This window comes from Rathayibacter sp. VKM Ac-2927 (assembly GCF_022815525.1).
Taxonomy (GTDB): Bacteria; Actinomycetota; Actinomycetes; order Actinomycetales; family Microbacteriaceae; genus Rathayibacter; species Rathayibacter festucae.
This window is the reverse complement of record NZ_JALGRT010000003.1, coordinates 158219-180646: the sequence shown is the minus strand read 5'-3', so window position 1 is coordinate 180646 and position 22428 is coordinate 158219. Positions and strand designations below refer to the sequence as shown.

Here is a 22428-nt window from a genome sequence, read left to right as displayed (position 1 = left end):
CGCTTCGTCCGTGGCTTCTTCGCTGCCACGGAGGTCATTACTTGAGCGGGGACTCGGGCGGCAGCGTCGTGCCGGTGCCGGTGGTCGTACCCGTGGCGGTGGTCGAACCCGAAGCCGTGGTCGAGTCCGTCGCGTCCTTGCGCTCGGTCCCGTCCTCGTCCTTCATGGTCTTGACCTCGCTCTTGAAGATGCGCATCGACTGCCCGACGCTGCGCGCGAGCTGAGGAAGCTTGGGCGCACCGAAGAGGAGGAGGATGACGGCGAGGATGATGAGGAGGTGCCACCCCTGGAGGCCAGCGAACATTGCAGTCTCACTTCACTTGTCGGTTGCGGTGTACCAGGAGCCTACCCCGTTCGACCCGGAGTGACCGGCGATCCTCGGTCCTCTCCCGGCGGGCGTCCCGGCGGGACTCGTGACCGCGGCGGACCTCGTCGCGGTCGGCGAAGAGCGAGGACGGCGGCCGGGTCGACGCCTCGGCGGGCTCCGGCACCTGCAGGGCGTCGAGCTTCGCGGTGATCTCCTCCAGCTGGCCGAGCAGCAGCCGGCCCTTCCGCCAGTAGGACAGCCCGAACAGCACGAGCACCGCCAGGGCGGCGATCGCGAGGGCGAGCCAGATCAGGATCCAGGACCACCAGGTCACGGGGTCTCCTCTCCGTTGGCCGTCAGCGCGGCGCGGGTCCACTCGGCGACGGCGGTGCGCGCCGCCTCGGGGGCGACGACGGTCACGAGCCCGGGCAGCGAGGCGACCAGGCGAGTGAGGCCGGCGAGGTGCGCGACGCGGATCCGGACGAGCACTCCCGCGCCCTCGTCTCCGGCGGGAACCGACGGGAACTCGGCGTCCGCGGCGTAGTCGCCCAGCAGCGCGACCGAGCCCGGGGCGATCCGGAGGTCGATCAGGAGATCGGAGGCGGACGCCTCGAACAGCCGGTCGGGCAGCGTGACCTCGTTGCGGCGGCGGACGATCGGGGTCCCGGTGTCGGTGAGCGCGCGCATCCGGTCCACGCGGAAGGTGCGGACGCCCTCGCGGAGGTGGTCCCAGCCGCGCAGGTACCAGTCGCGGTCGACCGACTCCAGCAGGAACGGGTCGACGAGCCGCGACTCCGTCTCGCCGCGGGCGCTGCGGTAGTCGAAGGCGAGCTGTGTCCCGGCCGCGAGCGAGGTGCGGAGGGTGGCGAGCGAGGCGTCCGCGCCGACGCCCCGGGCGACCGCGACGGCGGTCGGGGCCGAGGAGGCGCCGCGGGCGAGCTTGCCCATCAGCGAGGCGATGCGGTCGTTGCCCTGGTTCTCGGGCAGGGCGGCGAGGTACTGCATCCCGGCGATGAGCGCCGCGGCCTCGCGCGCCGAGAAGCGCGGCGAGTCGTCGATGGCGACCTGCTGGGTGAGGACGATGTGGTCGTTCTCCTCGAAGTCGTCCCAGCTGATGTCGAAGAGGTCGTTGGACTGGTACTGCGAGGTCTCGCCGGGGATGCCGGAGACGGCGATCAGGCGGACGGCGCGGCGGACCTCCTCCTCGGCGATCTCGAAGTGCGCGGCGACCTCGGCCACGCTCACCCGGCCGCGATCGAGGAGGTACGGGACGAGCGAGAGCAGGACGGCGAGGCGGTCCCGCGCCTGGAGCGAGCGGGGCCTAGCCACGGGCGGCTCCCCCGTGCTCGGTGACGGAGTGGTCGCCGGAGGAGTGGTTGCTGAGGGAGCGGCGCAGGCGGTCGACGACCTTGCGGCGCAGCTCCTCCGGCTCGAGGACGACGACCTCGGGGCCGTAGCCGGCGAGCTCGTCCGCGAGGACGTCGGCGTCGGTGAAGTGCAGGCGCAGCAGGTCTGCGCCCTCCCCCGCCGCCTCGGCGCGCACGCCGAGCCGGAGTGCCGCGTCGGAGTCGGGCGCGACCTGCAGGAGGGCGGTGCTGCGGGCGAGGATCTCGTCGAGCTGGGCGAGGGCGGTGGCGGCGTGGTCGCCCGGCTCCGCCGGGGCGGTGCGACCGGTGGTCGCGACGGGTCCGACGATGCGGGAGAGGAGGAAGGTGCGGGTGCCCTCGGCGGTCTCGTCCCAGCCGTGCAGGTGCCAGCGGCCCTGGTGGTTGACGAGCGCGCGCGGACGGACGGTGCGCGTCCGCGGCTCGTCGCCACCGGGCTTGAGGTAGGGGAAGCGGACGACCTGCCCGCGGTCGAGCGCCGCGTTGAGCGGCTCGAAGGAGGCCTCGCGCACCCGGATCGAGGGGCTGATGCCGATCACCGGGTCGACCGAGTCGACGCCGAGCGAGCGCAGCTTGATCAGGGCGCGGCGCGACTCCGCGGAGAGCGTGCCCTCGCGCCAGACCGCGCCGGCGAGGCGCAGCAGCGCCATCTCCTCCTGGTCGAAGGAGAGGTCGGCGGGGAGGTCGTAGCTGCGCTTCGCGATCCGGTAGCGGACCGTCTGGGTGTTGCCCGGGTCGCCGGGCGCGTCGACCGTCTCGATCGGGATGCCGAGTTCGCGCAGATCGTCCTTGTCGCGCTCGAACTGCCGCTCGAGCGAGGCGCGGTCTCCCGGGTCGGAGCGCTGCCGGTAGCCCTGCACCGTGGAGAGCACGTCGGCCTTCGTCAGCCCGTTCTCGGCGGCCACGAGCGCCAGCACCAGGTTGAACAGACGCTCCTCGGCCGGGATGCGGCTCGAGGTCGAAGCGTCGGCGGGCACGCCCTCCAGTCTAGGGCCGGGCCCCGCCGCCCCCGACGTGCCCCTACACGCCTTGCGGACTGGCGACCTGCCCACGCAAGCATGCTGGTCGAGCAGCCCCGCAGGGGCGAATCGAGACCCGCCGTCCCCAGCAGGACGGGCCTGCAGAGCAGACGTCCGACGCTGGTGGATCTCGATACGCCCGCTCCGCGGGCTACTCGATCAGCATGAGGGCGCGGCTCCCGGAACGAACGAGGCCGCAACGACCGGCCAGCGCACAAGCATGCTGGTCGAGTAGCCCCGGAGGGGCGTATCGAGACCCGGCTCGATCAGCGAGGACGGAGCAGCGCGCTCAGTCGATCGCGAGGACGTCGGCGACGAAGACGAGCGTGGAATCGGCGGCGATCTGGCCGCCCTGCGGCGGGTTGTCGCCGTAGCCCTCGTCGGGCGGGATGATCGCGATGACCTGGGAGCCGACCGGCTGGCCGATCAGGGCCTTGGCGAAGCCGGCGATGACGCCGCCCTGGCCCTCGGTCGCGACGAAGGTCGCCGGGGCGCCCTTCTGCCAGCTGGAGTCGAAGATCTTGCCGTCGGCCCAGAGCCAGCCGGTGTACTGCACGACGACGGTGTCGCCGTCCTCGACGACCGCGCCGTCGCCCTTCTTGAGCTGGGCGATCTCGAGCTTCGTGGGCGCGTCGCCCGAGGGCTTGGCCAGACCGGGGACGCCGTCCGGGTCCAGCGTCACGGCGGGGAAGCCGTTCGGGACGGGCTGGGCCTCGCCGTTCGCGCGGGCCAGCGACGCCTTCTCGATGTCCGCGACGAGCACGAGGGTGTCGTCGGCCGAGATGCCGAGCTGGGCGGAGGAGTCGCCGAAGCCGTCCTCCGGGGCGATCGCGATCGCGACGCGCGAGCCGACCTGGCTGCAGAGCAGACCCTGGTTGAGGCCGACGAGCCCGGCGCCGCCCACCGTGAAGGTGGCGGTGCTCGCGCCGTCGTAGGGCGAGGCCTCGAGGACCGAGCCGTCGGCGCCGTTGACCAGCGTGTAGTCGATCGTGACGAGCTGGCCCTTCTCGAGCGGGTCGCCGGAGCCCTCGATCAGCGTGCTGACCTGGGTGCCGTCCGCCTTCAGCGGCGAGGGCACCGTCACGTCGGGCTGCTCGCCGAAGTCGCCGGTCGCCTTCACGGCCGACGACGAGGCGCCGGACGAGTAGGGGGCGTCGCAGTCGGCCTTCGACGAGGACGCGGAGCATCCGGTCAGGGCGGCGACGATGCCGATGCCGGCGATGAGCGCGGTGGTCCTGCGCACGGGTCCTCGTTTCACGAAGTGGGAGTGGTGGGGCCCGAGTGCGAGACGATCGGGACGGCGGCTCGGCCCGGGGACCGGAAAGCCGGGATCAGCTTAGACGATGCCCTCGTCGTCACCGGAGCCGGTCGCAGGACCGCCGTCACCGTCCGCGTCGGCCTCGCCGAAGCCCCGCGCCCGCGAGAGCTCGGCGCTGGTGGCCGACTCCCGCACCCGCTTGCGCAGGCTCTTCGGGCTGACGGCCCGCTCCCCGAGCGCGCCGGGGGTCCAGGCCTCGACGTCCTCGTCGCTGAAGTCCGTCTTGGACGGGCGGCGCTTGAGCTCGGGCAGGACCGCACCCGGCGCCAGGCGGCGGGCGGTGATGAGGAAGCCGGTGTGGCCGATCATCCGGTGGTCGGGGCGGACGGCGAGACCCTCGACGTGCCAGCCGCGGACCATGGTCTCATTCGACGCCGGGTTGGTGAACAGGCCCGAGGCCCGGATCGCCTCGGCGACGCGCGAGAGCTGGGTGACGGTCGCGACGTAGCAGAGCAGGACGCCGCCGGGCGTGAGCGCGTCGGCGGCGACGTCGAGGCACTCCCAGGGCGCGAGCATGTCGAGGACGACGCGGTCGGCCTCGCCGGGGGCGACGGCGCCGGGCAGCTCCTCGACGAGGTCGCCGACGGTGACGCTCCAGTTGTCGGGCGTGTAGCCGAGGAACGTCTCGATGTTGGCGCGGGCCACGTCCGCGAACTCCTCGCGGCGCTCGAAGGAGGAGAGCCGGCCGCCCGGGCCGATCGCGCGCAGCAGCCAGAGCGAGAGCGCTCCGGAGCCGACACCGGCCTCGACGACGCGGGCGCCGGGGAAGACGTCCGCGAGCGCGAGGATCTGCGCCGCGTCCTTCGGGTAGACGATCGCCGCTCCGCGCGGCATCGACATCACGAAGTCGGCGAGCAGCGGACGCAGGGCGAGGTGCTCGACGCCGACGGTGTTGACGACGACGGAGCCGTCGGGCAGCCCGATGACCGTGTCGTGCTCGATCCCGCCGCGGTGGGTGTGGAAGACCTTGCCCGGGACGAGGGTGATGGTGTTCATCCGCCCCTTCGGTCCGGTCAGCTGCACGCGGTCGCCCGCGCGGAAGGGTCCGGAATGCTGCAGTGCCTCACCGGTCATCGGCGGGCCTCCGTCTCGGTCGTGAGCACGCGGGAGCGGTGCTCGGAGGACACCAGCGCGAGGTCCGCGACGGTTCGGCCCGCGAGGGTGGGCCAGAGGGAATAGGGAGCGTCGGCGTCCAGCTCGAGCTGGTGCGGCACGCCGATCGCGGCGGCGCCCGAGGCGACCGCGGAGGCGAGGCCGGCGTGCGAGTCCTCGATGGCGACGCAGGCGTCCACCTCCACGCCGAGGGTGCGCGCGGCGAGGAGGTAGGCCTCGGGGTGCGGCTTGCTCCGCTCGACCATGTCGCCGCTGACGACGGTGGCGAAGGCGGGGAACGGGAGGCGGTCGACGACGGCGTGCGCCATCCGGCCGATCGACATCGTGACCAGCGCCTGGGGCACCCCCGCGTCGCGGACGGCGGCGAGCAGCTCGAGCGCGCCGGGGCGCCACGGGATGCTCTCGGCGAGCTGCGCGACGACCTCGTCGGTCATCCGGTCGATGATCGCCTCGATGGAGAGGTCGACGCCCTTGCCCTGGAGGATGCGGGCGGAGGCGGGGAGGCCGGAGCCGACCAGGCTCATCGCGTCCTCGTGCGTCCAGACGCCGCCGAAGGAGGCGACCAGCGCGTGCTCGGACGCCATCCAGTAGGGCTCCGTGTCGACGAGCGTGCCGTCCATGTCCCAGAGGACCGCGGCGGGGGCGCCCTCCGGAAGCGGGGGCTGCGGCCGGGACACGGGGAGGGAGGTGTCGGAAGTCACGAGCGACCATCGTACCGGCAGCCCTGATCGGGCCGACCGTACGCGCACAGCGGAAAGACGCGGGCCGGACGGAGGGGTCCGGGGCCGGGTCCTATCCTTGACGAACGGGTTCAGCGCACGCAGCGCTCCCCGGACATCGAGCCGAACACGGAGACCTCGCCTATGAACGTGATCAAGGGGAACGTCCTCGTCGTCGCCTTCGAGGGCTGGAACGACGCGGGCGACGCGGCCAGCGGAGCGGTGCGCCTGGTGAAGGACGCGGGCGAGTTCGTGCCCCTCTTCTCCGTCGACGCCGAGCAGTACTACGACTTCCAGTACACCCGCCCGATGCTCTCGATCGGCGAGGACGGGCGCCGCAGCCTCTCCTGGCCCGGCACCCAGATCTTCGGCCCGGCCGACACCTCGGTGGACGCGGAGAGCGCCCTCTACGTGATGATCGGCACCGAGCCCTCGCGCAGCTGGAAGAGCTTCGCGTCGGAGGTCGTCGACGCCATGCTCGCGATCGACATCTCGGCCGTCGTCTTCCTGGGCGCGATGCTCGCCGACGTGCCGCACACCCGACCGATCTCGCTCTTCGCCTCGAGCGAGAACGCGGAGATGCGCGCCCAGTTCGAGCTCGAGCGCTCCACCTACGAGGGGCCGGTCGGCATCCTCAGCGTCATCGGCGAGGCCGCGCAGAAGGTCGGCATCCCGGCCGTCTCGCTCTGGGCCTCCGTGCCGCACTACGTGCACAACGCGCCGTCGCCCAAGGCGATGCTCGCGCTGCTGGAGAAGCTCGAGGAGGTCGTCGGCCTGGCAATCCCCCGCGGCGATCTGGTCGAGGAGGCCGGCGAGTGGGAGCGCGGTATCGACGCCCTCGCCCTCGACGACGAGGAGATGGCGGCCTACATCGCCCAGCTCGAGCAGGCGCGCGACACCGTCGACTCCCCCGAGGCGAGCGGCGAGGCCATCGCCCAGGAGTTCGAGCGCTACCTGCGCCGCCGCGGCGACGGCCGCTCCGGCGAGGAGCCCTGGCGCCCGTAGCCCGCGGCGCGGGTCTCGATGCGCCGCGTACCGCGGCCATGCTGATCGAGTAGCCCGCGCAGCGGGCGTATCGAGATCCGGCGGGCCGAAGGCTCAGCCCAGGCGGACGCCGAGCAGCGCGTCGATCGCGTCGATCAGGAGCGCGGGGTCGTCGACGCCGCCCGCCGTCGCCGCGTCGAGCACCGCGAGGGCGCCCGGGGTGTCGAGGTCCACCGCGAGCACGGCGCGCAGGCGCTCGAGCACGTCCGCGGCCGACGCCGGCCCGCTCGTGGCGAGCGACGCCTCCCACCGCGCGAGACGCTCCTCGGCGGCGGGCAGGTCCTCGGGCAGCCACTCCCAGTCGGAGCGGTAGTGGTGCGCCAGCAGCGCCAGGCGGATCGCGCGCGGATCCGTCCCCTGCGCCCGCAGCCGCGACACGAGGACGAGGTTGCCGAGCGACTTGCTCATCTTCTCGCCCTGGTACGCGACCATGCCGGCGTGCGCGTAGGCGCGGGCGAGCGGTCGGCCCGACAGCGACGCGGCGTGCGCGGCGCTGAACTCGTGGTGCGGGAAGACCAGGTCGCTCCCGCCGCCCTGCAGGGTGAACTCCGGACCGAGGCGGTCGAGCGCGATCACCGAGCACTCGATGTGCCAGCCCGGCCGGCCCCGGCCGACGGCGGCGTCCCAGGCGGGCTCGCCCGCGCGCTCGGCGCGCCAGAGCAGCGGGTCGAGCGGGTCGCGCTTGCCGGCGCGGCCGGGGTCTCCCCCGCGCTGCGCGAAGAGGTCGGCCATCGTCGCGGCGTCGAGGTTGCTCTCGCTGCCCAGGCGCCAGACGTCGCTCTCACCGGCGGCGATGTCGTAGTAGAGGTCCTCGCCACCGTCGACGGCGGCCTCGGGAGTGGCGACGCGGTAGGCGATCCCGGCGCTCTCGAGGCGGGCGACCGCCTCCGCGATCGGCGCGATGGCCTCGGTGACCCCGTCGTAGTGGTCCGGCGGCAGGATCCGCAGCGCCGTCATGTCGCCGCGGAACAGCTCGACCTGCTCCTCGGCGAGGTCGCGCCAGTCCATACCGTCGCGCGTCGCCCGCTCGAGCAGCGGGTCGTCGACGTCGGTCACGTTCTGCGCGTAGAGCACCGAGTACCCCGCGTCGCGCCAGAGCCGCTGCACCGTGTCGAAGGCGAGGTAGGTCGAGGCGTGGCCGAGGTGCGTCGCGTCGTACGGCGTGATGCCGCAGACGTAGAGGCGCGCGGTGCCGTCCGCGGCGACGAGCTCGACGGGCGCACCCGTGGCGGTGTCGTGCACGGCCGGCACGGGTCCGCGACCGGGCAGGGCCGGGACGACCGGCGCGTTCCAGGTGCGCATCTACGCGGCGAGGAGGCCCGTGCTCAGCGCGACCATGAGGACGACGCCGAGGACGATGCGGTAGATCACGAACGGCAGGAAGCTGCGTCGCGAGATGTAGCTCATGAAGAAGGCGATCACGACGAAGCCGACGACGAAGGCCACGATCGTCGCGACGAGGGTCTCGAGCCCGCCGACCTGGATCTGGTTGGGCAGGATCTCGGGGTCGCTGATGCTCTTGTACAGCTGGTAGAGCCCGCTGCCGAACACCGCGGGGATCGCGAGCAGGAAGGAGTAGCGCGCGGCGGCCTTGCGCTCGTAGCCCATGAAGAGGCCGGCAGTGATCGTGCCGCCGGAGCGCGAGACGCCGGGGACGAGGGCGAGCGCCTGCGCGCCACCGAAGATCAGGCCGTCGCGGCCGTTCAGGTCGCGCAGTCGGCGCTTCTTCGCGCCCACGGCGTCGGCGACGCCGAGCAGGATGCCGAAGACGATGAGCGTGGTGGCGACGACCCAGAGCGAGCGGAGCGTGGTCTCGATCTGGTCCTGGAAGAGCAGGCCGAGCACGATGATCGGGAGGCTGCCGATGATGATCAGCCAGCCCATCCGGGCGTTCGCATCGGTGCGCGGGACCTTGCCGACCAGCGAGCGGCACCAGCCCGACACGATCTTCACGATGTCGCGCCAGAAGTAGATGATGACCGCGGTCTCGGTGCCCAGCTGCGTGATGGCGGTGAACGCCGCTCCGGTGTCCTTGCCGTCCAGTCCGGGGAGCAGCTCGCTCACGATCCGGAGGTGGGCGCTGGAGGAGATGGGGAGGAATTCCGTCAGACCCTGGACGAGTCCCAGGATCAGCGCTTCGAGCAGGCCCATGCGTCACTTTCGAGGAGGGCTGGGGCGTCGTCGGCCAGCAGGCGGTCGGTGGTGGTCGTCGATCTGACCATCAGGATCGCAGGAGGAGATCGGTCAGGACCTTCCTGCCAAACACTAGTGCGTCGAGCGGAACCCGCTCATCGACCCCGTGGAACAGCGCCGGGAAGTCGAGCGAGCCCGGCAGCTGCAGCGGCGCGAAGCCGTAGCCGGTGATCCCGATCGTCGAGAGAGCCTTGTTGTCGGTGCCCCCGGACAGGAGGTACGGCAGCACCTCCGCCTCGGGGTCGAAGCGGCGGAGCGAGGCCGCCATGCTCTCCACGAGCGGACCGGCGAAGGGCACCTCGAGTCCGATGTCGCGGTGCTGGACCAGGATCTCGACGTGCTCGCCCGCGAGGACCTTCAGGCGCTCGAGGACGGCGTCCTCCTCGCCGGGGAGCACGCGGACGTCGATGGTCGCCTCCGCGGTGTCCGGGATGACGTTGGCCTTGTAGCCGGCGGAGAGCATCGACGGGTTCGCCGTGGTGCGCAGCGTCGCCGCGATGAAGCGCGAAGCGGTGCCGGTGGCGAGCGCGAGCTCCTCCGGGGTGCTGCGCTGCGGGTCGTGGCCGAGGATGCGGGCGACCTCGCCGAGCAGCTCACGGGTGGTGTCGGTGAGGCGGGTGGGCCACTCCTCGCTGCCGATGCGCGCGATCGCCTGGGCGAGGCGGGTGACCGCGTTCTCGCCGTTGATCTGCGAGCCGTGGCCGGCCGTGCCGCGCGCGCGCAGGGTGAGCCAGAGCAGCGCCTTCTCGCCGGTCTGCACGAGGTAGGCGCGCTTGCCGCCGAGCTCGATCGAGTAGCCGCCGACCTCGCTGATCGCCTCGGTCGCGCCGGCGAACAGCTCGGGGCGGGTCTTGACGAGGTGGCCGGAGCCGCGGACGCCGCCGGCCTCCTCGTCGGCGAAGAAGGCGATGACGAGGTCGCGGGAGGGCTTCCGGCCACTGCCGAGGATGTCGCCGAGGGAGGCGAGGATCATCGCATCCATGTTCTTCATGTCGACCGCGCCGCGGCCCCAGAGCATGCCGTCCTTGATGACGCCGCCGAACGGGTCGACGCTCCAGTTGTCCGCGATGGCCGGGACGACGTCGAGGTGCCCGTGCACGACGAGGGCGCCGCGCTCGCGGTCCTCGCCCGCGACCCGGGCGACGACACTGGTGCGGCCGGGATCGGAGTCGATCAGCTCGGGCTCGAGGCCGAGATCGCGCAGACGGGCGGCCACGTACTCGGCGGCCTCGCGCTCGGGCTCGGCCTTCCCGTCGCCGTAGTTGCTGGTGTCGAAGCGGATGAGGTCCCGCGCGATGATCGCGGTCTCGTCGAGATCCGACTCGGAGGGGGCGGCGGCGCTGTCGGAGGACGTCATGCTCCCACGCTAGCGGGCGGGCTCCCGGCACCCCTCTCCCCCGGTGTCATCCGAGGCGTTCGAACCGTGCTAATGTCTTCTTCGGCCGCGGAAACGCAGGCCGGAAACAACACTCGTCCGGGTGGCGGAAATGGCAGACGCGCTAGCTTGAGGTGCTAGTGCCCGTATAGGGCGTGGGGGTTCAAGTCCCCCCTCGGACACCGGCAGAACCCCTCGATCTCATGGAGATCGGGGGGTTCTTCTCGTTGGCGGCGGCGGTTCGATCTCAGAGGTGGTCGAGCCCTCCCGGCGTCGCGGTCTTCCAGCGAAGCGACAGAGCGGTGATGTGCTCGACGATCCGACGCGCGCACTCCACTGCTGAAGTTCGTCCGGAGTCGATCTCGAGGTCGTAGGCGACGCCGCGATGGACGGACTCCGCCTGGTGTGCCGCCATCCCGGTGGTGCGGTCGCCTCGGGCTCGCTCACGCGCGGTCGCGACCTCGGGGGCGCAGCGGATGCCCACCCAGACGACGTCGAGTCCGCGGAGGTGGCTGCGCAGGCGCTCCTGCGACTCCGACGCATCGAGGAACACGTCGTCGAAGACGATGCGTGCGCCGGCACTGGCGGTCGCGACGACGCCGGCCATCCAGGCCGACTCGAGTCGACGGAAGGCGTCGCCGAGCTCCACCGCGCCGTCGTCGCCGTAGGAGACGCCCTCTCCACCTCCGTCGAGGTCGGGCGGCAGCGCGTCCACCAGGGTGTCGATCGAGACGCTCAACCACGGATCGGGCAGGAGCGCCTGGAGACTCCGGGCGATCGTCGTCTTGCCGGAGCTCGATCCGCCGTTCAGGACGATGACGTCCGGAGTCACGGGGCACTCCGGGCGGGATCGCAGAGGGAGCTCGCCAGGGAGAGCGCATCAGGGCCGTTCATCCCGGCAGCCTGGGGCGGTCCGCCTCGGTAGGTCGGTGCCCTGCGCAGCATCGACGCTCGACGATCGAGAGGACGGTGCCCCCTCCTTGACGGTCAGCTGCGCCGCTCCTAGGCTCTCGCCGGGTGAGAAACCGAATGAAACAGTTTCCTCATGGGGAGCACGGGTCTCATCCCTCGCCCGGCGACGTGCCGGACGACCTCGATCGAACGGACGCGACATGACGACCACCTCCTTCACCTCCGGCTGGATCGTCCGGGCGCCGCGCGGGCCGTTCGCCGCCGTGCAGGGCGGGGTCGACGACTCCGTCGCGGTGACGCTGCCGCACGACGCGCTCCGCGACGCCGAGCGCTCCCCGGACGCGGTGTCGAAGGGCGGCGCGGCCTACTACCCGGGCGGTGCCTCCAGCTACGTCACGACGTTCGAGGTGCCGGCGGAGTGGGCGGGCAAGGTGGTGCGGCTCGAGGTGCAGGGTGCCTACCGGCACGCGATGGTCTTCCTCAACGACGAGTTCGCGGGGAACCGCGCCGACGGCTTCGCGCGCTTCTTCGTGGAGCTGACCCCGTTCCTCCGCTTCGGCGAGACGAACACGCTGAGGATCGAGGTGCGCGCGGGGCAGGACTCGCGCTGGTACGCCGGCGCCGGGCTGCACCGGCCAGTGCTGCTGCACGTCGACGAGCCCGTGCACATCGAGCTGGACGGCGTGCGGATCACGACCGTGCGCGTCGAGGACGACCAGGCCGTCGTCGAGGTCGCGACGAGCATCGTCAACCGCGGGCTCACGACGTCGTCGCTCACGGTGGCGACCGAGCTCACCGGGCCGGCCGGCGACGTCGTCGAGAGCGCGACGACACCGGTCACCGTCGCCCCCGGCCGCACCGCCCTCGTGCGCCAGCGCCTCTACGTGCAGGAGCCCGCCCTCTGGAGCGTCGACTCCCCCGCCCTGCACAGCGCCAGAATGAGCATCGGCGTCGGCGACGACGTCGTCACCGTGCACGGCATCCGCACCGTCACCGTCGACCCGCGCAAGGGGCTGCGGATCAACGGCGAGAGCGTGCTGCTGCGCGGCGCCTGCATCCACAGCGACAACGGCGTCCTCGGTGCCGCCTCGATCGACCGGGCGGAGGAGCGCCGGATCCAGCTGCTCAAGGAGGCCGGCTTCAACGCGATCCGGATGGCGCACAACCCCGCCTCGCCGTCGATGCTCGACGCCTGCGACCGCCTCGGCATGCTCGTGATGGACGAGGCCTTCGACATGTGGGTGCGCGGCAAGACGCACCACGACTACTCGCTCGACTTCGCGCAGTGGTGGCGAGCCGACCTGGAGTCGCTGGTGGCGAAGGACTACAACCACCCCAGCGTGATCCTCTACTCGATCGGCAACGAGATCGTCGAGGTCGGCACCCCGCACGGCGCGGTGCTGGCCCGCGATCTCGCGGAGCACGTGCGCTCGCTCGACCCCACGCGGCCCGTGACCAACGGCGTCAACCCGACTCTGGCCGTCCTCGACGAGCTCGACAGCATCCTCGCCTCGGAGCAGGGGCTGAACGAGCTGATGGGCGAGGCCGGCGCCGGGATGATGGCGGCGATCGGCTCCTCCGACGCCGTCACCCGCCGCACGGCGGAGTCGAGCGCGGCGGTCGACGTGCTCGGGCTGAACTACGCCGACGGGCGCTACGCGAGCGATGCGGAGCTGTTCCCGCAGCGCGTGATCGTCGGGTCCGAGACGTTCCCCTCGCAGATCGGCGAGCTGTGGCCGAAGGTGCTGGCGAACCCGAACGTGATCGGCGACTTCACCTGGACCGGCTGGGACTACCTCGGCGAGGTCGGCATCGGAGCCACCTCCTACGCGGAGGACCCGGCGGCGAACGGCGCGCTGGAGCGCGAGTACCCGTACCTGACGGCGTGGTGCGGCGACCTCGACATCACCGGCTGGCGGCGGCCCGCCTCCTACTACCGCGAGATCGTCTTCGGACTGCGCTCGGAGCCGGCGATCGCGGTCGTCCGGCCGGAGCGGCACGGGCAGACGGTGACGATGCAGTCGCCGTGGGCGTGGAGCGACTCGGTCGACTCCTGGACCTGGCCCGGCTTCGAGGGCTCTCCCGTCACCGTCGAGGTGGCCGCGGACGCGGACGAGGTGACGCTGCTGCTCGACGGGGTCGAGGTCGGGCGCTCGGCGGTCGGGGCGGTGCGGCCGATGCTGGCGTCGATCGAGACGGTGCACCGGCCGGGCACGCTGACGGCGGTGGCCTACCGGTCCGGGAGCGAGACGGGGCGCAGCTCGCTCGTGTCCGCATCCGGGCCCGCGGTGCTCACTGCGGCGGCGGACCGGACGTCGCTGCGCGCTGACGACACCGACCTCGCGTATGTGGCGATCGAGCTGCGCGACGCGGCGGGCGTGCTGGTCACCGGCGCTGACCGCGTCGTCTCGGTCTCCGTCGAGGGCGCGGGCGTGCTCGCGGGCTTCGGCAGCGGGGCACCCGCCACCACCGAGCGCTTCGACGCCACATCGCGGACGACGTTCGACGGCCGCGCGCTCGCCGTCGTCCGTCCGACCGGCGCGGGGCCGATCACGGTGCTCGTCTCGTCGGACGGACTCGACGACGTCCGCATCGAGCTCTCCGCGAGCTGACGATCGACAGCACAGCCTCTCCCCTTCCGCGGGCGGCGCATCTCTTGCTGATCGAGTAGCCCGCGCAGCGGGCGTATCGAGATCCACCGTCCTGCGAAGCGCGGGTCTCGATACGCCCCTGCGGGGCTACTCGACCAGCATGGCGGGATGCAGCCAGACCGGGAGCGCACCAAGCCCTCCGCCAGAGAGGGGACGCGCCCCATGCTGATCGAGTAGCCCGTGGAGCGGGCGTATCGAGATCCGCCCTCACCGGAAGCGGAGTCTGCAGACCCACCGTTCTGCAGAGCGTTGGTCTCGATACTCCCCTGCGGGGCCACTCGACCAGCAGGGGCGCGTCAGGCGGCGACGACTCCGGCGGGCGACCAGCCGAGGGCCGGGGCGATCGAGTCGGCGACGGTCTGCAGGAGGCGCGCGTTGTACTCGACGCCGAGCTGGTTGGGGACGGTGAGCAGGAGGGTGTCCGCCTCCTGGACGGCGACGTCGGCGGCGAGCTCCTCGGCGAGGCGGTCGGGCTCGCCGGTGTAGCTGCGGCCGAAGCGGGCGCGGACGCCCTCGAGGGAGGCGACCTGATCGCGCTCGCCGCGGCCGCCGAAATAGAGACGGTCGAGGTCGGTCGTGATCGGGAGGACGCTGCGCGACACGGAGACGCGCGGGGTCCGCTCCCAGCCGGCCTCCGCCCACGCCGAGCGGTACTCGCGGATCTGCCGCGCCTGCAGCTCGTCGAAGGGGATGCCCTCCTCCTCGAGCAGGAGCGTGGAGGACTGCAGGTTCATGCCCTGCTCGGCCGCCCAGCGCGCCGTCGCGAAGCTGCCCGCACCCCACCAGATGCGGTCCTCGAGGCCCGGCGAGCGCGGCTCGATCGCGAGCGGGCTCGACATCCCGGTGCGCGCGGGGTCGGTCTCGGCCACGGCGGCGCCCGAGAGCGCCTCGCGGAAGAGCTGCACCTTGCGGCGGGCGAGGTCCGCGTCGGAGGTGCCCTCCGAGGGGACGTAGCCGAACGCCTCGGAGCCGCGGAGCGCCGTCTCCGGCGATCCCCGGCTCACGCCGAGCTCGAGCCTGCCGCCGGAGATGAGGTCGGTCGCGGCCGCCTCCTCCGCCATGTAGAGCGGGTTCTCGTAGCGCATGTCGATGACGCCGGTGCCGATCTCGATCCGGCGGGTGCGGGCGGCGATCGCGGCCAGGAGCGGGAACGGCGAAGCGAGCTGCGGCGCGAAGTGGTGGACGCGGACGTACGCGCCGTCGATGCCGATCTCCTCGGCCGCCTCCGCGAGCTCGATGGTCTGCAGGAGGACGTCGCGCGCGGTGTGCGTCAGCGACCCCTCGACGGACTGGTAGTGGCCGAAGGAGAGGAAGCCGATGCGCGAGACCATGCCTGCTCCAGCGTCGGACGCGTCCCGGCTATTCCCGGCGGCGAGCGCCGAGCGCCGACCGCTCCGCTCAGCTCGCCTCGAAGTCGGCGGAGACCGAGGCCGAGACCTCGATGTCCTCGGGCTTCAGCGCGAGCTCCTCCTGGCCCTTGAAGGCCATCGCGCGGCTCATCACGGCCGAGCCGCCCTCGATCCGGGTGTGCGGGCGGAGCCCGGGCTCGAAGAGGGTGAGCACCCGGGGCTCGCCCAGGCCGAGGGCGGAGGCGTAGGCGGCGGCGCGCTCGCGGGCGTCGCGGACCGCGGCCACCCGCACCTCGCGCTCGGCGCTCGCGCGCCGGGCGGCGGTGACGTCCCAGTCGACCCCGGCGACGGTGATGCCGGGGGCCTCCGAGACGGAGGCGACCCAGCGCCCGAGGGCGTCGAAGTCGCGGTACTTCACCCGGACGCTCGCGGCGGCGACGTGGAACGGCTCGGTGACGTCGGAGTCCTTGAGGTACCGCTGGATGGTCGAGACCGAGACCTGGTCGGCCGACCACCAGGTCGCCGCGCCGGAGGCCTGCTCGGCGCGGGCCTCCTCGCGCACGCGAGCGTGGAGGGCGGTCACCTCGTTCAGCGCCTGAGAGCGCGAGCGCGACTCGCGGCGGATCTCGAGGCGGACGGTGCCGCGCTCGGCGGGGTGGAAGTGCTGGGCGATCCCGGCGACGGTGATGGTGACCATGGCCTCATCGTGCCCCATCGGGCTGCGGCGGGGGTGCGGACCCGGGGATCGGAGCTGCGGACCGGGAGGTCAGCGGTGCATGCCCAGAGCGCCGCGGAGGCGGTCGGCGAGCGAGAGCTCGATCGCGAGGTTGCTGAGGAGCTGGTCGCGGTGGGCGCCGCGCGCGGGCGGGACGACGGCTCCGGTGCGCGGGTCGGTGCCGCCGCGCAGGGCGCGCTCGCAGTCGGCGATCGTCTTCTCGATCAGCTCGAGGCGACGGGCCAGCCGGTCCGACTGGTAGTGCTCCCGCGAGATGGGGCCGTCGAAGGGGTGGCGGGTGGTGGGGGTCGTGAGGGTCGCGGTGGCGATTGCTGCTGCACTCATGCTGATCCGATCCGTCGGGGCGCGTAGTGGGCGCCGTTCGTGTGGGAGACAGATCAGCACGGGAGGCGACGCTCGCCACGATCGATGACGTGATGCGCATAGTGCTGGCACGAATCGTGCCGCTATCTGGCACGATTCGTTTTCCGTGGCGCGATTCGTCCATTCGGGCCACCGCGGCCCCTCGGGCGCCGTCAGTCGCGGAAGACGGCCAGCTGCTCGTTGCCGACGATCGCGAGGGTCCGGACGAGGCGGGTGTACCGTTCGACGAGCTCCTCGACCGCGGCACCCTGGCCGACCAGCGCGGCGATGCTCTCGGCGGGGAAGAGCGAGACGATCTCCATCGCGACCGCCCTGCCGTGCTCGAAGGAGAGGGCGCGCGCGTACTCCAGAGCGCGGGTCAGCTGCGGGCGGTCACCCTCGGAGGTGATCGCGGCGGGATCGGCGTCGGCGGCGTGTGCGAGGACGGCGACGAACACCCGGGCGATCTCGTCCACCCGCAGAGCCCGGACCAGCGTGAGCAGGCGCGAGGACACCCGCGACACCCCGCGCGCCAGCAGCTCGCCGCTGAGGGCGCGGACCTCGATCACGTCGCCGCCGACGAAGTCGCCGGAGACCCGCTTGATGCCGGACGCGAACAGGCTCGAGCCGGAGGCGATGCTGCGCTCGGCCTCGAGGTTGATCTCGACCCGGCCGCGCGAGGTCGCGACGCCGGAGATCCAGCGCTGCTCCACCGCGGGGTGCGCGTGGACGGCGCGGACGAGGGTGCCGGGGCCGGGGCCGTCGATGGCGCCGAGGATGACCTCGGGCGTGCGAGCGCCGGCGATGCGCGTCGAGACGCCGTTGTGCGCGGCGAGCTCGGCCGCCTTGAGCTTCGAGCGGATGCCGCCGCGGCCCGTCCCGCCCTTCTGCACCCCGATGCCGCGCAGCTCGGTGATCCCCAGCTCCTCGAGGTGCACGCCCTCGGCGATGCTGCCGGCGAAGACGCCGGGGACGTCGGTGAGCAGCAGCAGCAGATCCGCGCCGAGGAGCATCGCCAGGCCGCCGGCGACGCCGTCGTTGTCGGAGCCGGCGGAGTCGATGGTGTCGTTGCCGTTGACGATCGGCACGACGCCCGCGTCGAGCGCGTGCCGGATCGCCTCCGCGACGTGCGCCATCTGCCGCGGCGATGCGAGGTCGGACTCGCCGATCAGGATCTGCGCGACGAGCGAGCCGGAGAGCTCGGCCACCGAGCGGTAGAAGCCCATCAGGACGGTCTGGCCGACGGCGGCGGCGAGGCGCGGGCTGATCGGCGCGTCCTGCGAGCGGGCGAAGAGCGCGCGGCCGGAGGAGACGGCGCCGGAGGAGACGAGGACGACGTCCCAGCCGAGCGCGCGCGCGCCGAACGCGCTCTCGAGGGCGCTGGCGAGGAGCACGGGGTCCGGTCCGGACTGCTTGGTCACCGAGCTCGAGCCCATCTTGACCACGAGGGTCCGCCGCCGTGCCGGGAGGGAGGAGGGGTTCTCGGGGGCGGCTTCGGGCAGGGCGTCGGACATGGCTCCCATGGTAGGGGCGCACTCACGACGGGCCCGCCGCATTTCCCTAGTGCTGGTCGGTTTTCGGCGTATCCTTCTCGCGGGGCCGACGAGGGCTCCCCTTCGGAAGGACGCCCCCATGACATCGACGTCATCCCCCGCCGGTGAGCCGCTCGACGAGCAGGTCGACCGCCGCTACCTCGACCCGCTGCGCCCCCTGGCCGAGCGGGTCGAGATCCTGCTCGGTCAGATGACCCTCGAGGAGAAGGCCGGGCTCTTCTTCCAGACCATGGTCGTGATGGGCGAGGGCGGAGCGCTCGCCGAGGACGGTGCGTTCGGCCTGCCCTCGACCGCGACGATGGTGCTCGAGAAGCGGATGTCGCACTTCAACCTGCTCGGCGGCGGCACCGCCACCGCGCGCGAGCTCGCCGAGTGGCACAACCGGGTCCAGGAGCTGGCGTCGTCGAGCCGACTCGGGATCCCCGTGACCCTCTCCACCGATCCGCGCCACTCCTTCACCGACAACCCCGGCACGGGGGCGCAGGCGGAGGCGTTCTCGCAGTGGCCGGAGCCGCTCGGCCTCGCCGCGATCGGCGACGAGGACCTGGTCGAGCGCTTCGGCGACATCGCCCGCCGGGAGTACCTCGCCGTGGGCCTGCGGGTCGCGCTGCACCCGCAGATCGACCTGGCGACCGAGTCGCGCTGGGCGCGGCAGGTCGGCACGTTCGGCGAGGACGCCGAGCTCACCGGGCGGCTCGGCGCCGCGTACATCCGCGGCTTCCAGGGCGAGGCGCTCGGGGCGCAGTCGGTCGCGACGATGACCAAGCACTTCCCCGGCGGCGGACCGCAGAAGGACGGCGAGGACCCGCACTTCCCGTACGGGCGGGAGCAGGTCTACCCGGGCGGCAACGCCGAGTACCACCTGCAGCCCTTCGTGAAGGCCTTCGAGGCGGGCACGAGCCAGATCATGCCGTACTACGGGATGCCGGTCGGGACCGAGCACGAGGAGGTCGGCTTCGGCTTCAACCGCTCGGTGATCACGGGGCTGCTGCGCGAGCGGTTCGGCTTCGACGGCATCGTCTGCACCGACTGGGGGCTGCTCTCGGACTCCGACATCATGGGCGACCACCACGTGGCGCGCGCCTGGGGCGTCGAGCACCTGTCGGTGCCGGAGCGGATGGCGAAGGCCCTCGAGGCCGGTGTCGACCAGTTCGGCGGCGAGTCGATCCCCGAGGCGCTGGTCGCCCTGGTCCGGGACGGGACGGTCGCCGAGGAACGGCTCGATGTGTCCGCGCGGCGGCTGCTGCGGGAGAAGTTCGTGCTCGGGCTGTTCGACTCGCGCGCGGTCGATCCGGCCGCCGCCGAGGCGGTCGTCGGCTCGGCGGAGTTCCGCGCGGCGGGCGAGGCCGCCCAGCGCGCGGCGATCACGGTCCTCGCGCAGGACGGCGTCCTGCCGGCGCGGCAGGGGCTGCGGCTCTACGTCGAGGGGATCGATCCGGCGGTCGCCGCGGGTTACGGCACCGTCGTCGGGTCTCCGGAGGAGGCGGAGCTCGCGGTGATCCGGCTGCAGGCGCCCTTCGAGCAGCGCGCGACGGCGTTCGAGAACCACTTCCACGCCGGCTCGCTCGACTTCCCGGACGAGGTCGTGGAGCACGTCCAGGCCGTGGCGGCACAGGTGCCGACGGTCGTCGACGTGTTCCTGGACCGGCCGGCGATCCTCACTCCGCTGGTCGACTCCGCGGCGGCGCTGCTCGGTGACTTCGGCGCGTCGGGGGCCGCGGTGCTCGACGTGGTGTTCGGAGTGTCGGAGGCCCGTGGAACACTGCCGATGGACCTTCCGCGCTCGATGGCCGCCGCGGCGGCCCGCAGGCCGGACGTGCCGTTCGACACCGAGGATCCGCTGTTCCGCTTCGGTCACGGACTGCGCGTGACGGGGTCCGCGGAGGGGTAGCGCGGCGGGCCCCGGGCTCCTCCACAGGGGGCGATCCGGGGCCTTCTCCACCTGCTCCGGCACCCGGCGCGGCGGATGTCGGTGGCGATTGACATACTCGAACACATGTTCGAACATGGGTTGATGAGCCCCCCTTCACAGCACCCCTCGCCGGGGGTCGCCGACACCGCGGAACCGCTGCTGCGGCAGCTCGCGTCGGTGAAGGAGCTGCAGTCGCGGATCCGCGACATGCAGGCGACGACGCTCGAGTCGAAGAGCCTCGCGACTCTGCCGGCCTTCGCCTCGGTGCTGCCGGGCGGCTCGCTCAAGCAGGGCGCCGCCTACTCGGTCGAGGGCTCGATGAGCCTGGCCATGGGGCTGCTGGCCGGGCCGTCGTCCGAGGGCGCCTGGTGCGGCGTCGTCGGCGTCCCCGAGTTCGGCGCGGAGGCGGCGGCCGGCCTGGGGATCGACCTCGAGCGGCTCGTGCTCGTGCCCTCCCCCGCCGAGCACTGGCTCACCGTCACCGCGGCCCTGGTCGACGTCCTCACCGTCGTGCTGACCCGGCCTCCCGCCTCCGTCTCCTCGGCCGACGTCTCCCGGCTGGGCGCACGGCTGCGTCAGCGCGGGGCGGCGCTCGTCGTCCTCGGCGAGTGGCCCCAGGCCGAGGCGCGGCTCAGCATCCGCAGCAGCCGCTGGGAGGGGCTCGGCGCCGGCCACGGCTACCTGCGCACCCGCGAGGCGCTCGTCGACGTCGTCGGCCGCGCCGGGACGCGGGTGCGCACCGTGCGGATGAGCATGCCCGGCACCGGGCGCCCCTTCGGCGTGCTGGGCGGGCCCTCGCGTCTGCAGGAGCGCACCCTGCACGAGCGGGCGGTGTGAGATGACCCGTTCCGCAAGCGCTCTCGAGCTGCGCCGCACGATCCTGGTCTGGTGCCCCGACTGGCCCCTGCTCGCCGCCGCAGCGGACGCCGGGCTCGATGCGGAGACCCCGCTCGCGCTCACCGAGAAGAGCCTCGTCTTCGCCTGCTCCCCCGGGGCGCGGGCCGAGGGTGTGCGCCGCGGCATGCGGATCCGCGAGGCCCAGTCGCGCTGCACCGGGCTGGCCGTGCTCCCCTACGACCCCGTGCTCGACCACCGCGCCTTCGAGCCGCTCGTCCAGGCGCTGGAGGAGATCACCCCGGGCGTGCAGCTGATCCGGCCCGGGCTCTGCGCGATCCGCGCCCGCGGGCCGCGCCGCTACTACGGCACCGAGCAGTCGGCGGCCGAGGCCGTGCTCCAGCGGCTCGCCGAGCTGGGCGTGCCGCTCGCGCGCGCCGGAATAGCCGACGGCCTCTTCGCCTCCGAGCTCGCGGCCAAGCACTCCGGCACCGCGGTGGCGATCGTGCCGGCCGGCGAGAGCGCGGCGTTCCTCGCGCCACTGCCGCTCGACGCCCTCGAGACCGAGGCCGTCGGCGCCCGCACCCGCACGACCGGCAAGGGCGAGGACCTCATCGCCCTGCTGCGCCGGCTGGGTGTCCGGACCCTCGGCGCCTTCGCGCAGCTGCCGCGCGACGACGTCTCCGCGCGCTTCGGCCCCGAGGGGGCGCGCGCGCACGTGCTGGCCTCGGGCGCCGAGACCGAGACGGTCGTCCCGCGGCTCCCGCCCGAGCGGCTCGACCGCGTGCTCGAGTTCGAGCCGCCGCTGGACCGGATCGACCAGGCGGCCTTCGCCTTCCGCGTCCCGGCGGAGGAGTTCGTCGCCGGGCTCACCCGGGCGCAGCTGGTGGCGACCGCGATCAGGATCGAGGTCGTCAGCGACCGCGGCGAGGTGTCCTCCCGCAGCTGGCTGCACCCGCGCTGGTTCACCCCGGGCGACGTCGTCGACCGCGTCCGCTGGCAGCTCCAGGGCAACGGCGCAATCGACACGGGGCTCGGCTCCCCGATCGCCCGGCTGTCGGTCGAGCCCGAGGCGGTCGACGCGATCGGGAACCACGAGCAGGGACTCTGGGGCACGGCTCCGGAGGAGCGGGTGCACCACGGTCTCAGCCGCGTGCAGAGCATGCTCGGCCACGAGGCCGTCGTCACGGCGTCGGTGGGCGGGGGCCGGTCGCTCCGCGACCGCCAGCACCTGATCCCCTGGGGGGACAGGGAGCCGGGCGACGCCCGGCCGCGCGGGCTGCCGTGGCCGGGGGCGCTGCCGCCGCCCCTGCCGCCCACGGTCTTCGCGGAGCCGACGGCCGTCCTGGTGCGCGGTCCCCGCGGGGAGACGGTCTCGGTCGACGACCGCGGCTCCCTCACCTCCGTCCCCGCCTACTTCGCGCCCGGCTCCTCACAGGCCCGCCTGCAGCCGGTGACGGGGTGGGCCGGTCCTTGGCCGATCGACGAGCGCTGGTGGGACGCGCGAACAGCAGTCCGCTACGACCGCTTCCAGGTCGTCGACTCCGACGGCGTCGCCTGGCTGCTGCTCTGCCTCGACGGCGAGTGGGCGGCCGAGGCCCGCTACGACTGACTCCCCCGGCTGCTGACGGCCGCGATCCGATCCTCCCGAGCACGACGACCGAAG

At 72.9% G+C, this 22428-nt stretch carries 20 protein-coding genes and 1 tRNA gene; 6 read left to right on the top strand and 15 right to left on the bottom strand.

What is annotated here, in order from left to right; genetic code table 11:
• Positions 1-37: 37 nt before the first annotated feature.
• The 7 genes from tatA to MT353_RS09910 all read right to left on the bottom strand — a co-directional run bounded on the left by tatA (position 38) and on the right by MT353_RS09910 (position 5843).
• Positions 38-304 (bottom strand): Sec-independent protein translocase subunit TatA, encoded by a 267-nt coding sequence (gene tatA / locus MT353_RS09940; RefSeq protein ID WP_123446332.1) that lies wholly within the window; start codon positions 302-304, stop codon positions 38-40.
• Between the two features lie 7 nt (positions 305-311).
• Entirely contained in the window at positions 312-641 is a 330-nt protein-coding gene (locus MT353_RS09935; RefSeq protein WP_123446331.1) for a hypothetical protein, read from the bottom strand.
• Positions 638-1636: a YafY family protein gene (locus MT353_RS21945; RefSeq protein WP_243624296.1), complete on the bottom strand. Its 999-nt coding sequence runs from the start codon at positions 1634-1636 to the stop codon at positions 638-640. Before MT353_RS21945 ends, MT353_RS09935 begins: the two co-directional genes overlap by 4 nt.
• Positions 1629-2669 (bottom strand): YafY family protein, encoded by a 1041-nt coding sequence (locus MT353_RS09925; protein ID WP_243624295.1) that lies wholly within the window; start codon positions 2667-2669, stop codon positions 1629-1631. The genes MT353_RS21945 and MT353_RS09925 overlap by 8 nt, the downstream gene beginning before the upstream one ends.
• A gap of 331 nt (positions 2670-3000) precedes the next feature.
• The gene (locus MT353_RS09920; RefSeq protein ID WP_243624294.1) at positions 3001-3954 is read right to left on the bottom strand and encodes an FKBP-type peptidyl-prolyl cis-trans isomerase; all 954 of its coding nucleotides are present in this window, start codon (positions 3952-3954) and stop codon (positions 3001-3003) included.
• 93 nt (positions 3955-4047) lie between these two features.
• The gene (locus tag MT353_RS09915) at positions 4048-5103 is read right to left on the bottom strand and encodes a tRNA (adenine-N1)-methyltransferase (protein WP_243624293.1); all 1056 of its coding nucleotides are present in this window, start codon (positions 5101-5103) and stop codon (positions 4048-4050) included.
• Complete coding sequence (locus MT353_RS09910; RefSeq protein WP_279389002.1) at positions 5100-5843, bottom strand: HAD family phosphatase; 744 nt, start codon at positions 5841-5843, stop codon at positions 5100-5102. Before MT353_RS09910 ends, MT353_RS09915 begins: the two co-directional genes overlap by 4 nt.
• A gap of 162 nt (positions 5844-6005) precedes the next feature.
• Here MT353_RS09910 and MT353_RS09905 point away from each other — a divergent pair, with 162 nt between their 5' ends.
• A complete protein-coding gene (locus tag MT353_RS09905; protein WP_123704219.1) occupies positions 6006-6866 on the top strand; it encodes a proteasome assembly chaperone family protein in 861 nt (286 codons plus the stop codon).
• A gap of 93 nt (positions 6867-6959) precedes the next feature.
• On the opposite strand, the gene mshC is transcribed toward MT353_RS09905, so the two are convergent.
• The 3 genes from mshC to MT353_RS09890 form a co-directional block, all read right to left on the bottom strand.
• The gene (gene mshC / locus MT353_RS09900; RefSeq protein ID WP_243624292.1) at positions 6960-8207 is read right to left on the bottom strand and encodes a cysteine--1-D-myo-inosityl 2-amino-2-deoxy-alpha-D-glucopyranoside ligase; all 1248 of its coding nucleotides are present in this window, start codon (positions 8205-8207) and stop codon (positions 6960-6962) included.
• A complete protein-coding gene (locus tag MT353_RS09895) occupies positions 8208-9056 on the bottom strand; it encodes an undecaprenyl-diphosphate phosphatase (RefSeq protein ID WP_243624291.1) in 849 nt (282 codons plus the stop codon).
• Positions 9057-9126: 70 nt separating this feature from the next.
• Entirely contained in the window at positions 9127-10455 is a 1329-nt protein-coding gene (locus MT353_RS09890; protein ID WP_123735753.1) for a M20/M25/M40 family metallo-hydrolase, read from the bottom strand.
• A gap of 115 nt (positions 10456-10570) precedes the next feature.
• On the opposite strand from MT353_RS09890, the gene MT353_RS09885 reads away from it, so the two are divergent.
• A tRNA-Leu gene (locus tag MT353_RS09885) sits at positions 10571-10655 on the top strand.
• A 65-nt stretch (positions 10656-10720) separates the two neighbouring features.
• Here the strand turns inward: MT353_RS09885 and cpt are convergent.
• Complete coding sequence (cpt, locus tag MT353_RS09880; protein ID WP_243624290.1) at positions 10721-11305, bottom strand: chloramphenicol phosphotransferase CPT; 585 nt, start codon at positions 11303-11305, stop codon at positions 10721-10723.
• A gap of 280 nt (positions 11306-11585) precedes the next feature.
• Between cpt and MT353_RS09875 the strand changes: the two genes are divergently transcribed.
• Positions 11586-13997, top strand: coding sequence for a glycoside hydrolase family 2 TIM barrel-domain containing protein (locus MT353_RS09875; protein ID WP_243624289.1), 2412 nt, complete (start codon positions 11586-11588; stop codon positions 13995-13997).
• Positions 13998-14332: 335 nt separating this feature from the next.
• Here MT353_RS09875 and MT353_RS09870 read toward each other — a convergent pair whose 3' ends face one another.
• The 4 genes from MT353_RS09870 to proB all read right to left on the bottom strand — a co-directional run bounded on the left by MT353_RS09870 (position 14333) and on the right by proB (position 17977).
• Positions 14333-15367, bottom strand: a complete 1035-nt coding sequence (locus MT353_RS09870; protein ID WP_123735758.1) for an LLM class flavin-dependent oxidoreductase — start codon at positions 15365-15367, stop codon at positions 14333-14335.
• Positions 15368-15434: 67 nt separating this feature from the next.
• Positions 15435-16082 carry an SIMPL domain-containing protein gene (locus MT353_RS09865; protein WP_243600007.1) on the bottom strand — a complete coding sequence of 216 codons (648 nt, stop codon included), beginning with the start codon at positions 16080-16082 and terminating at the stop codon, positions 15435-15437.
• A gap of 69 nt (positions 16083-16151) precedes the next feature.
• A complete protein-coding gene (locus MT353_RS09860; protein WP_243600006.1) occupies positions 16152-16445 on the bottom strand; it encodes a hypothetical protein in 294 nt (97 codons plus the stop codon).
• A gap of 191 nt (positions 16446-16636) precedes the next feature.
• Positions 16637-17977 carry a glutamate 5-kinase gene (gene proB, locus MT353_RS09855; protein WP_243600005.1) on the bottom strand — a complete coding sequence of 447 codons (1341 nt, stop codon included), beginning with the start codon at positions 17975-17977 and terminating at the stop codon, positions 16637-16639.
• A 118-nt stretch (positions 17978-18095) separates the two neighbouring features.
• Between proB and MT353_RS09850 the strand changes: the two genes are divergently transcribed.
• The 3 genes from MT353_RS09850 (at position 18096) to MT353_RS09840 (ending at position 22374) form a co-directional block, all read left to right on the top strand.
• A complete protein-coding gene (locus MT353_RS09850) occupies positions 18096-19907 on the top strand; it encodes a glycoside hydrolase family 3 protein (RefSeq protein WP_243600004.1) in 1812 nt (603 codons plus the stop codon).
• Between the two features lie 123 nt (positions 19908-20030).
• Positions 20031-20765, top strand: a complete 735-nt coding sequence (locus MT353_RS09845) for a hypothetical protein (RefSeq protein WP_123446314.1) — start codon at positions 20031-20033, stop codon at positions 20763-20765.
• Position 20766: 1 nt separating this feature from the next.
• Positions 20767-22374, top strand: coding sequence for a DNA polymerase Y family protein (locus MT353_RS09840; protein WP_243616266.1), 1608 nt, complete (start codon positions 20767-20769; stop codon positions 22372-22374).
• Positions 22375-22428 lie beyond the last annotated feature (54 nt).